Annotated in this window: 15 protein-coding genes; 9 read left to right on the top strand and 6 right to left on the bottom strand. The window is 42.0% G+C overall.

The annotated features are described in order from the left end of the window. Positions 1-64: 64 nt before the first annotated feature. Positions 65-1,321: a serpin family protein gene (locus DEF30_RS09070; protein WP_294098442.1), complete on the top strand. Its 1,257-nt coding sequence runs from the start codon at positions 65-67 to the stop codon at positions 1,319-1,321. A gap of 71 nt (positions 1,322-1,392) precedes the next feature. Here the strand turns inward: DEF30_RS09070 and DEF30_RS09065 are convergent, their stop codons facing one another. Further along, the gene (locus DEF30_RS09065) at positions 1,393-2,103 is read right to left on the bottom strand and encodes a DUF554 domain-containing protein (protein WP_294098439.1); all 711 of its coding nucleotides are present in this window, start codon (positions 2,101-2,103) and stop codon (positions 1,393-1,395) included. A gap of 16 nt (positions 2,104-2,119) precedes the next feature. Beyond that, the gene (locus tag DEF30_RS09060; RefSeq protein WP_177213520.1) at positions 2,120-2,275 is read right to left on the bottom strand and encodes a hypothetical protein; all 156 of its coding nucleotides are present in this window, start codon (positions 2,273-2,275) and stop codon (positions 2,120-2,122) included. Positions 2,276-2,472: 197 nt separating this feature from the next. Here DEF30_RS09060 and DEF30_RS09055 point away from each other — a divergent pair, with 197 nt between their 5' ends. Continuing rightward, entirely contained in the window at positions 2,473-3,105 is a 633-nt protein-coding gene (locus tag DEF30_RS09055) for a helix-turn-helix domain-containing protein (RefSeq protein ID WP_294098431.1), read from the top strand. Positions 3,106-3,342: 237 nt separating this feature from the next. On the opposite strand, the gene DEF30_RS09050 is transcribed toward DEF30_RS09055, so the two are convergent. Next, positions 3,343-3,846, bottom strand: coding sequence for a GNAT family N-acetyltransferase (locus tag DEF30_RS09050; protein ID WP_294098429.1), 504 nt, complete (start codon positions 3,844-3,846; stop codon positions 3,343-3,345). A 24-nt stretch (positions 3,847-3,870) separates the two neighbouring features. Beyond that, positions 3,871-5,166, bottom strand: a complete 1,296-nt coding sequence (locus DEF30_RS09045) for an ectonucleotide pyrophosphatase/phosphodiesterase (RefSeq protein ID WP_294098427.1) — start codon at positions 5,164-5,166, stop codon at positions 3,871-3,873. 136 nt (positions 5,167-5,302) lie between these two features. Between DEF30_RS09045 and DEF30_RS09040 the strand changes: the two genes are divergently transcribed. The 7 genes from DEF30_RS09040 (at position 5,303) to DEF30_RS09010 (ending at position 9,796) form a co-directional block, all read left to right on the top strand. Beyond that, the gene (locus DEF30_RS09040; RefSeq protein WP_294098424.1) at positions 5,303-5,971 is read left to right on the top strand and encodes a uracil-DNA glycosylase; all 669 of its coding nucleotides are present in this window, start codon (positions 5,303-5,305) and stop codon (positions 5,969-5,971) included. A gap of 19 nt (positions 5,972-5,990) precedes the next feature. After that, the gene (locus DEF30_RS09035) at positions 5,991-6,344 is read left to right on the top strand and encodes a DUF6054 family protein (RefSeq protein WP_294098422.1); all 354 of its coding nucleotides are present in this window, start codon (positions 5,991-5,993) and stop codon (positions 6,342-6,344) included. A gap of 58 nt (positions 6,345-6,402) precedes the next feature. Beyond that, positions 6,403-6,837 carry a hypothetical protein gene (locus DEF30_RS09030; RefSeq protein WP_294098420.1) on the top strand — a complete coding sequence of 145 codons (435 nt, stop codon included), beginning with the start codon at positions 6,403-6,405 and terminating at the stop codon, positions 6,835-6,837. Between the two features lie 78 nt (positions 6,838-6,915). After that, positions 6,916-7,962 (top strand): S66 peptidase family protein, encoded by a 1,047-nt coding sequence (locus tag DEF30_RS09025; protein ID WP_294098418.1) that lies wholly within the window; start codon positions 6,916-6,918, stop codon positions 7,960-7,962. 184 nt (positions 7,963-8,146) lie between these two features. Beyond that, on the top strand, positions 8,147-8,599 hold the full coding sequence (locus tag DEF30_RS09020) for an immunoglobulin-like domain-containing protein (protein WP_294098416.1): 453 nt from the start codon (positions 8,147-8,149) through the stop codon (positions 8,597-8,599). 111 nt (positions 8,600-8,710) lie between these two features. After that, the gene (locus DEF30_RS09015) at positions 8,711-8,995 is read left to right on the top strand and encodes a hypothetical protein (RefSeq protein WP_294098414.1); all 285 of its coding nucleotides are present in this window, start codon (positions 8,711-8,713) and stop codon (positions 8,993-8,995) included. Between the two features lie 231 nt (positions 8,996-9,226). Continuing rightward, a complete protein-coding gene (locus DEF30_RS09010; protein WP_294098412.1) occupies positions 9,227-9,796 on the top strand; it encodes a hypothetical protein in 570 nt (189 codons plus the stop codon). Positions 9,797-10,285: 489 nt separating this feature from the next. On the opposite strand, the gene DEF30_RS09005 is transcribed toward DEF30_RS09010, so the two are convergent. Together DEF30_RS09005 and DEF30_RS09000 are read right to left on the bottom strand one after the other, a co-directional pair. Next, positions 10,286-10,525, bottom strand: coding sequence for a hypothetical protein (locus DEF30_RS09005; protein ID WP_294098408.1), 240 nt, complete (start codon positions 10,523-10,525; stop codon positions 10,286-10,288). Between the two features lie 145 nt (positions 10,526-10,670). Then, on the bottom strand, positions 10,671-12,122 hold the full coding sequence (locus DEF30_RS09000) for a MerR family transcriptional regulator (protein ID WP_294098406.1): 1,452 nt from the start codon (positions 12,120-12,122) through the stop codon (positions 10,671-10,673). Positions 12,123-12,208 lie beyond the last annotated feature (86 nt).

The following is a 12,208-nucleotide window of genomic DNA, read 5'->3' as shown; positions in this document are numbered from 1 at the left end:
CGATAGGATAAAAGTAGAAATGAAAGTCTACATCAGAACAATGATGAACTGGGGGGATAGGAAGATGAAAACCAACAGATGGATCACACTGCTTTCTGTGGCGCTGCTTTTTGCGCTTCTTATGACAAGCACCTCTTGTGCAAAGAAGGTGTCTGGAGAAGATCTGATGAAAGGTATTGATTCCCAGGAGGTCCAGGTGCCTGAGGGCTATAGTGAAGAAGATCTTCAGGCGGCCCTTTCTTTTTCTTTACATCTTTTCCAGAAGAGTCTGGAAGAAAAGAACACACTGATGTCTCCTGTGTCCATCCTTTCAGCCATGGGCATGACGGGAAATGGCGCTCTGGAAAACACCAGGACCCAGATGGAAGAAGTTTTCGGCATGAAGATGGAGGATCTCAACAATCTGCTGTATCTCTATAGAAAGAGCCTGCCGGACAAAGAGAAGCTGAAGATTCATGTGGCAAACTCCATCTGGTTCAAAGAAGGGGGAGCCATTGATGTGGAAGAAGAATTTCTTCAGACCAATGCCAACTACTATGATGCCTCCATATACCGCGCTCCTTTTGATGAAGCTACATTGAAGGATATCAATCTCTGGGTCAAGGAGAAGACGAAGGAGATGATCCCTGAAATCCTCGATGAGATACCAGAGGACGCCGTGATGTATCTCATCAATGCTCTGGCCTTTGAAGGGGAATGGCAGGACATCTATTCAGAAGACCAGATTCAGGATGGTGTTTTCAAAAACGGCTCTGGAGAAGAAGAAACGGTGGAAATGATGCGGAATGAAGAATCCCTCTATCTGGAGAATGAAAATACGGTAGGGTTCATGAAGCCCTATGCAGAGGGAGAGTATGTCTTTGTTGCGCTTCTCCCAAAGGATGAGAACCAGACCATCGGAGAGTATGTGAATAGCCTTACGGGGGAAGACCTCTATGAGCTGCTGAGCACTGTGGAGTCCACTTCTGTGTTAACCATGATGCCGAAGTTCAAGACAGAATATAAAGTGGAGCTTTCAGAGGTGTTCAAGTCCATGGGGATCAAAGATGCCTTCGATGCAGATCTAGCCAATCTGAGAGCCTTAGGCACATCACCCATTGGAAATCTTTATATCAGCAGAGTGCTCCATAAAACCTTTATCGATGTCAATGAAAGAGGAACCAAGGCGGGAGCAGTCACAGCCGTGGAAGTCGTAGCAGAGTCTGCAGGACCCATGGAGCCTAAGATTGTCCATCTGGACAGACCTTTTGCCTATATGATTGTGGACCGTCAAAGCAATCTGCCGCTCTTTGTCGGGACAACGGAGAGTGTGAATCCATAAGAAGGAAAGAACAAAAAGTGCCAGGAAGCGTAAGCATTCCTGGCACTTTTTGTATGAGAGCTATTCTGCTTTTAAAAGGTGATGACAGTCTTCCAAACGAGGAGTCCTGCTGCATAAAGAATGGGAACCAGAATGGCTGGAAGCATATTGGAGATCTTCAGTTTCAGATTGAACACCATATTGATTCCAAGACCCATAATCATGAGGCTGCCGACTCCCGATATCATGGGAATGGTTTCGGGCACTGCGATGACCAAAGGCCGGATGAAGGTGGCCAGAAGAGAGATGCTTCCCTGGTAAAAAAGTACGGAGAAAGCAGAAAATAGAACACCGATACCCATGGAGGAGGCAAAAATCACCGAGGTGATGCCATCCAGGATGGATTTTGCATAGAGAGTATCATGATTTCCGGAAAGGGTGCTCTCTATGGTGCCGATGATGGCCATGGAGCCGATGCAGAAAAGAAGAGATGCCGTGAGGAGTCCATCTTTGATTTTTCCACTGTAGTAGCGGTTCACCATGGTCTCAATCTTTTCTGTGAGAAGCTCCAGTTTCTTCTCAATATTGATGACTTCTCCAAGGAGGGTGCCAAGAGCCATGGACAGGATGATGACCATGGGGTTCTCCACCTTCACAAGGCCAGCGATCCCAAGGTAAATCACTGTGAGTCCCAGTACTTTAAACAGACTGTGGGCAATGTCCTGATTGATTATTTTATGGAATACAATCCCCACTATACTGCCAAGGAGAATGGTAAAAGCATTAACAACAGTTCCGAACAATTCATACACCTCTTCTTCAGTTTAGAAACAGCAGATAATAAACGACATACACCCAGCTGAGTAGCCCATGTATGATGGCCCAAAGAACCGACTGATTGAGGCTCCAGCTGATGACCATGGCAAGGCCTGTGCCCATGGTGATGCCACTTTTGATGACTTCGCCTTTTTTCATTATCCATCTACTCCTTTATATCTTTTTTGACTTCTTTTCATTATAGCTTAATTCAAAAGAAAAGTAGAGAATTTTCACCACTTCTTCAGGAAAGAGAGGACATTATCACGAAATCCTGAAATCCCTAAAAGGATAAGGAATCTTCCTTGATAAACAGAACATGTTAATATATTATCAAAGAGAAGGGGTGGTGTAACATGGTGAATGCAAGAGAATACTTGGAAGGATCAGATGATCTTCAGAAGCTTCAGGAAATGGTGAATCTCATGTGCTATATTTCCATGGATCTGAAAGAGATTACCTGTCTTGAGAGTCTTGCGGTGTTTGACCGGAAACTGAATGCCATCTTTTGTGAGTCCAAAGAAGACCTGAAAAATGACAGAACTGGAAGAAGCAAGGTGGAGGAGTTTATCCGGATGCATCCAGAACTGAGCATTGCGATGAAGGATGTGCTGAAATCCGGCAAACATAAAAAAATACATTTAAGCAAGGATGAGAGTCTCTTAGCGCTGCCTGTCATGGGACATAAGAAACCAATTGGTGTTGTGGGCATCGTATATGCATCAGACGGATGCCTCCACGAGGAGTGCACCGCAGATCTGCTTTTCAAAGATGTGCTGGAGATTTTCATGACCCGTTATCAGGAAATGAGAGACAAACAGACCATGGCCGCCATGTCCTGCCGGCTGAAGACGCTGGAAGATTATGAGAAGTATGCCATTCTGGAGACAGGAAAACGGTGCAACTGGAACATCAGCAATATGGCGAAAGAACTGGAAATAGGGAGAAATACTCTCTATCAGAAACTGAAGAAAATGGGCATCAACTAAGGAGAGAATAGGATGAAGAAATGGAAGTTCATGGGGGAAAGTGTACAGTTTTGGTACAATATCGACTTCTTAAGTTTGTTAATTAACAAATATTAGTTTCTATGCTACAATGTTATCAAGCTAAGCAATTAGCTCCCATACAAGGGTAGTCATACCCCTACCCTTTGTTAAATATACTGTTTCCCTAAACGGACCTTCCTGCTTCTTTGTGAAGTGGAGGTCCGTTTCCCTTTGCGGTTATAACTCAATGATGAAGCGGACTTCACTAAGTGGTTTTCCAATGAAGAGCTCTTTCTCGGCTCCTTCCTCTCGAAATCCCAAATGCTCATAAAACCGGATGGCGTGGATATTTTCTTTCAGCACCCACAATACTGCTCTTTCGAAGCTTCTATGTCGAAGCTCCGAAAGACCGTATTCCAGGAGAATCCTCCCGTAGCCTTGACCATAGAAGTCAGGATGAAGATAAATTCCCCAGATTTCACCAGTAGCATCCATACAGTCTTCATCTCTTGCTTTTCCAAGGCACAGAAGACCTGCTGGGAGATTATCTACTGTAAGCAGATAGTCTTCTTCCCACTGAAGCGTCAGCGCTTTCTCAAAGAACTGGGCTCGTTTCTCTGGTGTGATCTTATGGAGGATTTCTTTTGGTACGATACCTTCATAGGCTTTTTTCCACGAAAGGGCATGAATCAGCCCCAAGTCTTTTGCATCGGAAACTGAGGCCTTTTTTATAGTGAACATGAAATCATCCTTCTTTCCTCACTTCTATAAAAAGAGCTCAGTGAGAACTCTCCCGTCGGTATCATGGAGCACCGTTCCCATGGCATGGGCGAAGGTGGGTCCCTCATCTACGAGGCTCATCTTTTCAAGGATGATCCCGCTCCGGATGCCTTTTCCTGCAGCAAAAAAGACAGTCTGGTAGTTTTCTTTCCGTGGGTCGAAACCATGGGTGGATCTTCCATGATGGTCTGTTCCCAAAGCTTTCTCATCACGCTTTAAAAGAGCAGGCCGGTCATGGGCATCCTGGAAATAAAATCCGTTCTTTGCTTCCAGCATCAGGTCCGCTTTTCTGCCGGCGCCCAGAGAGAGCATCTCTTCTTTATCATAGACGGCTTCTATGCCAAAATCATCTCTGTCCCGCAGTCTGTAAAGAAGGAGGCGGATCTCTTCTTTTCTCTCTTCAGAAACATTTTTTCCGAAATGAAGGTAGGCAGAACCATCAAGGCTCTGGCAGTACATCTCATAATCTGTGATCTTTCCTTTTTTCACGCTGAGAAATCCTTTGTCTTTAAAAATGCTGTTCATATGGATGGCTGTATGTACTGGAATCTGATCATGGTCTCCCAGGACAAAGAGCGTTGTGTTTTCAAGTAGATTCTCTTCTTCAAGCAGTGTATAAAGGTTCTGGAGTTTCATATCATAGCTCTTCAGCGCAGTTTTTGCTTCTTCTGAGTCATAGCCATAGATGTGGCGCATGGCATCCAGCTCCACAAAGTGCATCATCATGACCTGTGGTCTTTTGGTCTTCAGCGCATAGTGGGCAGAGGCTTCCACAAAGAGGTCCAGCTGAGGCTGCCTGATGCCGTTTCTTAAGTGGCCAAAGCGTCTGTTGATGTCCAGAAGAAAAGAAGGCGTCCCGTGGGCCAGGGTGACGGGGATCTGATGCTGCCAGGGTCTGTTGGCAAAGATTTCTGGAAGGTTCCAGGTAATGTTTGATTTGGCAGCCACTGGCCACAAGAGAGAACATACAGAAAGTCCTTTTCGTAATGCTGCATCATAGAAGGTGTCAGCTTTGATGGAATCCCGGGTCCAGTTCCAGTCCGGAGAGGTTCTGTTCAGCTGAAGCAGCGTATTGGACTCCACACCATGATTTTTTGGGTACATCCCTGTGGAGATGCTGGTATGGCAGGGATAGGTAAGGCTCGGGTAAACAGAGGATACGTTCAGGCAGTAAGAAGAGCTTTCTTTCAGTCTTTGAAAGCCTGGAAGATGCTTAAGGTCTATAAGGTCCCTGCTGGACAGGGCATCAAAGGATACAATGATAAAGTGTCTGTTTTTCATAGGATTCTCCCTTCGGATGAGATGGGTATACTATAGAATATACAGTTTTTTCAGATAAAATCCTACAAACATTCTGTTAAAGTTTGATACAATGGAGAAAAGTCGGTGAAGAATTCGGACATGAAAGGGGTACATCGTGGAGATTAGAATTGGAAACAGTTGGGATGAGCTTTTACAGGAGGAAGTTCAGAAACCTTATTTTCAGAAGCTTCTTCAGTTTCTGGAGAAAGAATATGCCGAGAAGACCGTCTTCCCAAAGAAGGAGGAGATTTTTCGTGCATTTCAGACGACGCCTGTGGAGAAGGTGAAGGTGGTTATCCTTGGACAGGATCCTTATCATGGGGAGAACCAGGCAGAAGGCCTTGCGTTTTCCGTCAGAAAAGGAGAGAAGATTCCACCATCTCTCAGAAATATCTATAAGGAGCTTGAAAGCGATCTGGCGATAAAGAGCCCTGATCATGGCTCTCTTCTGTCCTGGGCTGAAGAAGGGGTCCTTCTTCTTAATGCAGTGCTGACGGTGGAGAAGGGAAAAGCCAACAGTCATCAGAAAAAAGGATGGGAGCTTTTTACAGACCATGTGATAAAGAAAGTGGGAACACAGGAAAGGCCTGTGGTGTTCTTTTTGTGGGGGAATGCCGCAATCAGCAAGAAAAAACTCATTGGGTCTCAGCATAGAATAATAGAATCGGTTCACCCAAGTCCATTATCGGCAAGAAGAGGCTTTCTTGGGTCCAAACCCTTCAGTGAGGCCAATGAATTTCTTTTGAAGACCGGTCAGAGTCCAGTAAAGTGGCAGAACTTATAGCAGACAGGAGGAAAAAATAATGGCTAGAATTACCATGCAAGGAAAAGGCAACAGCAGAGAGATTGTGCAGTATCTGGGAGATGAAATGCTGAAGACAGGGATGTCGGTGGAGCTTCTGGAGAGTTTTGAGAGGACGTTTCATGGCGTGACAGTCTACACCTTAGTTTTTGAGAAATACTTCATGCGTTCTTCCAACCGGGCCAGTCTTACTGCAGTGCTCATGGATCAGGAGGGAGAAATCCTTGTGGATATCATTGGTTCGGCAGGAGGACAAGGAGTTTTCTTTAAGATGTCCTGGGGTGCAGAGGAGGATTTCATTTATTCACTGGAAAGTATTTTGGAAACCCTTGGTTTTTCGAGAATAGAGCAGTGAAGATGTGGATTTTTCATCTGTTGAAGAAGTGTAGTGATGCAGTGAGAAAGGGAGAAGTATGAACAAGAAAAGAAAAGTTCTGGGGTTGGTTCTGGCAGGAATGGTACTTTTTGGCGTCTTTGGACTTTTGCAGTACCAAATAACCCATACGAAAAAGGTGTTAACAGAAACTGTAGAGCGGAATCTCGACCAATTTATAGGAAAGGCTGGGAGTCTTGAACCGGAAAGCCTCATGATGCAGTATGCCAGTCTTTTGGCTGCCCGGGATGCCTATATTGTGCTTCAGAACCAGAACCTGTTTTTTCGTGAGAATCCAGATCCGTCTCTTGCCCACCTCATCAATAAGATACATCAGATGATGAAAAAAGAGCCGGAGAAGTTTCAGTCTTTTTTTAGGCAAGAGGGAATGGGGCTGAGGTTGTACAAGCTCATGGATGATTTTTCCGATGAAGAGTTGGTTCGTGAGCTCTATGATGATCTGAAGGAATACTAGGTTTCAAGAAAGTCCATCTCTGTTTCATTAGGAGTTCTTCCATACTGAGATGCTGTTATTAATTTTGGAGGGGATATAATGATTAAGCCAAAACGCTTACAAAGAGGGGATACTGTGGCGGTGGTGAGTCTATCTTGGGGTGGTTTAGGGGATGAAGGTTATCTCCATCTGTTTCATATAGCAAAGAAAAGACTGGAAGAAGAGTTTGGGCTTCGGGTCATTGCCATGCCTCATGCGCTGAAAGGTTCAGATTATGTGGCGAAGCATCCTGAAAAACGTGCAGAGGATTTCATGGATGCCTTCAAGGATCCTCAGATTTCAGCAGTATTCTCGGCCATTGGAGGAGACGATACCATCCGGATCCTGCCTTATGTTGATTTTGATGTTCTGAGAAATCATCCGAAAATATTCATGGGATATTCCGATACTACAGTGAATCATTTCATGATGTATAAGGCAGGAGTCATATCCTATTATGGCCCATCTGTGATGGTAGAGTTTGGGGAGTATGTGAAGATGGCAGAGTACACAAAAAACGCTGTGGAGGATCTTCTCTTCGGTGGGGATGAACCCTATCAGATGCTGCCAAGCTCGGTCTGGTCTGACGATCATACCCTCTGGAAGGAAGAAAATATGGAAATTCCGATCATGTATAAACACGATCCGAAAGGGTATGAAGTGATCAGTGGCAGGGGTAAAGTTCAGGGACATCTTTTGGGTGGCTGCCTTGATGTGTTCATGATGATCATCGGCACCTCCATCTGGCCTGGTCCTGAAGAATGGAAAGATGCCATTCTTTTTATGGAAACCAGTGAAGAGAAGCCTTCACCTGATTTTGTCAGGTTGACATTAAGAAATTTGGCTGCCCAGGGAATTCTCGGTGCTTTGAAAGGAATCATTGTGGGTAAACCTAAAGATGAAACATACTACGAGGAGTACAAAGAGGCGATTCTTCAAGTTGTAAAGATAGAGGAGAAGCTTCATGATCTGCCAGTGTTCTATAATGTGAATTTTGGCCACGCACGGCCCATCGGAATCCTGCCGTATGGTATTCAAGTGGAACTGGATTGTGATAGGAAGTCCATTACTTTTTTGGAGTCTGGTACAGAAGAGCGCTTAAGTTGAAAAATTGAATCAGCTGCCCCCAGGAAGTATAGGATAAGCCTGTCTTTTCATTGTTGAAAAGAACGTCACTTCTATAAATCAGTGCATATATGTTTTTTTTGTAAACTATTTGTTCTTATGTTCTGATAACATAGTATCTAGAAGAAATAAATCTATTCATATATCAAAATATCGGGAGGTAGTTATGAAAAAAACTGGTTTTCTCATAGCCTTATTCTTTTTCCTGTCATTTGCCGGATGCTCAGAAAGTACAGAAGGTTTAAATCCCAGCATTCTTGAAGAAGAAAATATTGTCATCAGTGAAGCTATGACATTAACGGTTACCCTTAAAGAGGATCGAAAAGTGGAAGCAGTATTATCCAATGAAAGTGAAAAAGAGATGGAATATGGGTATTCCATCTATCTGGAGAAAAAAATCAATGGCTCTTGGTACGATATTCTTGAGATTGCCGCATATGCGGATGAATCATTTACGATTCTACCTGGAGAAGTATTTACTAATATTGTGGACTTAAATAACTGGCCAAAGACAGAAGAAGGGACATTCAGAATGTACAAAATATTATCAGAACCAGGAAAGTCATTTAATGAGAGTGCAGTGTATAGTGTTTCCAATGAGTTTGAAGTAAAAAAATAAGGATCAACACGAATCCTGTAATGAAAAATAGTAGTACATGGATAGAGGATGGTTCGTTGTGTCACATTTGGATAAGAAGTAGAACGAAATAAATAGATAAGGAGGAAAATTATGTGGATGATATTTGGACTTATGGCTGCAGCAGCAACCTTTATAAATCTTTATCTGTACAAGAAAGGTAAGGAGTATAAATTTGCGATGGCTATGGGACTGTCCTTTACAGCAGCGACACTTTGGGCTGAGTACAGACTAGTGTTCAAGTGGGTAGAGAAGGAAGACTGGTCTGCGTTATTAGATGTGGTGCCTACCATGGTGACTTTGCTATCCGTATTGACGCTCATATCTATAGTACTAAATATCGCTCCAATGCTCTTAGAACTGAAAGCAAAAAAATAAACTTCTCACTATTATTTAGATTGAAGGTCAAATGTTAAGGGGCATATTCTCGGGCTAAAGCATGTTTTTGTAAGTGAACCTTTAATGTATGAATACTCAGCTCGGTATACGTCTCTAAAAACCCCGCAAAGCGATGATGTTTCCTGGATTAGGTCTATATATTAATAGTATTTAATTTTCACAATCATGTACTTTCAAGGATGTTTCAAAACATAATGGAGGTTATCATTTATGAAATCTAAAATGTTCGTAATTACGATGATACTGTTATTTATGGTTTTCTTAGGGGCATGTTCAAAACAGCAAGGATATGATGTATCAGACGAAACAATTCGTAAAATAAATTTTGAAGAAACTTATCCTGACACTCCTGGAGAACTTCAAACAATATATAGGAGCATAAAGGATATTACATCTGACTCTGATGATATAATAAAAGTGAATGTATTAGGGAACAGTATAGAAATGCTTGATGGATATCCTCAAGTACATACCTTGGTTGAAGTTCAATCCGCAGTCAAAGGAAACCTTAAATCTGGTGATAGGATAGAAATTATTGAAGAAGTTGGTGGCGATGAAGAAGTTTTGGGAGGGATCCCTTATTTAAACGATGAGCTATCCTATGTGTTGTTTCTAACTCAATATAACCAGAAATATTATATTGTTGGTGCATACCAAGGAAGATTTGTCGAAAGAGAAGGGCATTTATTTCAGCAAGCATCAACCGGGGTCAAATTAAGAGATTATGCTCCAATTAGAACGGATGAATTTTTGAAAATGATTGAAATGACAACCCGATAATTTGATTAACTTTGAAGAGATTTCGGGAACATCTATATTAAGTCTTATACTAAGAGCAAAATAGAAATTTACTCATTTATTCTGTAATACATAAAAATTTAGATTTTTATTGTCAGATAAAAGGAAGGAGTCGTTTCAAAACTAGATACCTAGTTTTGAAACGACTCTATTTTTATGGTTTATTCTGCAAATAGTATTTTCTGATTCCGAAAACACCTTGAAGGAAAAAAGCGCCTCCAATCAATACAAGAAAGATATTTGTTCCATCTTGAACAAACTTATTTGTCCAAACTCCATATATCCAGAAAAAAACTATAAAGATGTATAGAATATCAAGAGCCAGATCCTTTTTCGTTTGTTTATTCTTTTGCCTCATCGCTACATCTCCTCATTTGCAAGAAAGGTAAGAGTGAATGATCTGTAAGAACCGGAGTTAAAATGGACATTTTCAGTCTCTTTCAGCCTGGGTTTTGTTGTACTCAGTTGGTATCAAAATGCATTCTGTTTTTTCTTTTCCTTTTGAAAATCATAAGCGGTGAAAGCGGTTAAACCACTTAATAGCAGCAATACAATCATTTTCTCCTGATCAGCTCTTGCCAAGTAAGAGAGAATCAGGAATACCATCATGGTCGTGATAATCAGAGCAAGTATTGAAATAGTTACAATTCTAGAGGTTTCTTTAGGCTTTGAAGCGTAGGAGATTGCTTCAATAAGGCCTTCTAGAAGCAAATATACAATAATATCAATAATTGTGTTCCCCCTAATGATTAAGCAGTTGAGTCACTACGATTTGAAGTTGAATTATAAAAGCATCCATACGAAATAGATTCTCATTAGAAATCCTTATTCAAGTTCACTGTTAAGACGATTAGGTTTATGGTGCTGTTCTCCTGACAAAGAATTCATGATGGTAATAATTTTCTCTCTCCCGGTTTATTGGTTCTAGAATCTCAATGGATTTCTCATATCCATCGTACTCTACCATGCTGGAGATCTCTACGTTTTTTGTAGCGAAGGTGTGTGACTTGAAGTTTTCAGCGTAAAATCTCATGATGATCTCACCAGATAATAGAGCTCTTTCAACAATGTTCATGGACTCATCAGCATTCGTAAAGGAGAGACTTGCTAGAATCATCATATCTCTATAGTTTTCAACCCAGAACGGGTTGTCCTCATAAGTCACACTAAAGTTCACTTCTTTCACGATATGATCATTCATACGAAAACGGAAATGAGGGTATTTTACTGCATCTGGAAGATATTCCAAACGATCATCCGCCTCTTTCTCTTCCCACTTTCCAAAATTGTTCATCACATAATTATCGAAATCCATGTCATGAAGCTTCTGGTAGTATCTGAAGTTCTCAGAAAATTCTTCTACAGTCAGTGCACCTGTGTTAGGGGGGATATTCTGCAAAAATGGTATGATGATGACTGAAATGCTGATGAAGAAAAAGAGCACAAATGCGATGATATACCGATAAATTTTTCTGTCTTTCATTCTGTAAGCAAGTCCTCTGTCCCAGCTTAGGATTTCACCTTTTCTCAGCTTGTCAAAGCTGCTTCCAAGAGAAATGAGATCGGCCAGAGGAATGAACAGTCCCATACCTCTAACAAGGACATGAAGGGTTCTTCTGAAAGAATCCTCATAAGAAAGCGCGCTACCATTAAGGTTTTCTATATAAAGACCCATGATCCATTTTCCGAAGGTTCGTTTAAACAGCTTCAGCTGTATAGGCTCCAATATCATAATCATCACAAGGATGGTGAGGATATTTTGAAAGGTGTAGCTTAAGCTGTCAGTTGGAGAATATTCACCTCGAATGAAATAGTTCAGAAAAATAATAAGGGTACCGTACAGTGCCATGTCCAGAGTTCTTGCTGCAAAACGTCTTATGGGTTCAAAGACATGTGGAATCTCAAAATCAACATTGAAGTACTCTGAAGAAGATTTTGAGGTTACGTCTTCTATGCTTACCAGGTGCTTCTCAGCATCCAAGGTCTCGAAGGTGGCACCTTCTGAAACAATGGATTCGCAGAGGGATTTTGCATAGAGCACATCCTCAGTTTCAGACTCCAGATAACGGATCTGGTTTTTCAGAAGGAAGGAGAGCGTTGTCTTTTTTTGCATCAGAGATTTGATGTCTTCCAGGCTGAAATGAAGACTTCGAAGGAGCCGTATTTTTAGCAGCTGCTGGAGATCTTTTTCACTGTACTCCCGATATCCGTTCTCCGTTCTTTCAGGCTGAAGCAGTCCTTCTTTTTCGTAATATCTGATGTTTGCCCGGTCCATCCCAGAGCGCAGTTCGATTTCTTTGATCTTCATGTATACCTCCAGTGGTGTTCTTTGTCACTATTGTAGGGTGTCGAGGGGCTTCACAGTCAAGAGGAATCTTTAAAATAAGGTGAAAA

It is taken from the genome of Proteiniclasticum sp. (assembly GCF_003514505.1).
GTDB lineage: Bacteria > Bacillota > Clostridia > Clostridiales > Clostridiaceae > Proteiniclasticum.
This window is presented reverse-complemented; position numbering and strand designations above follow the sequence as displayed.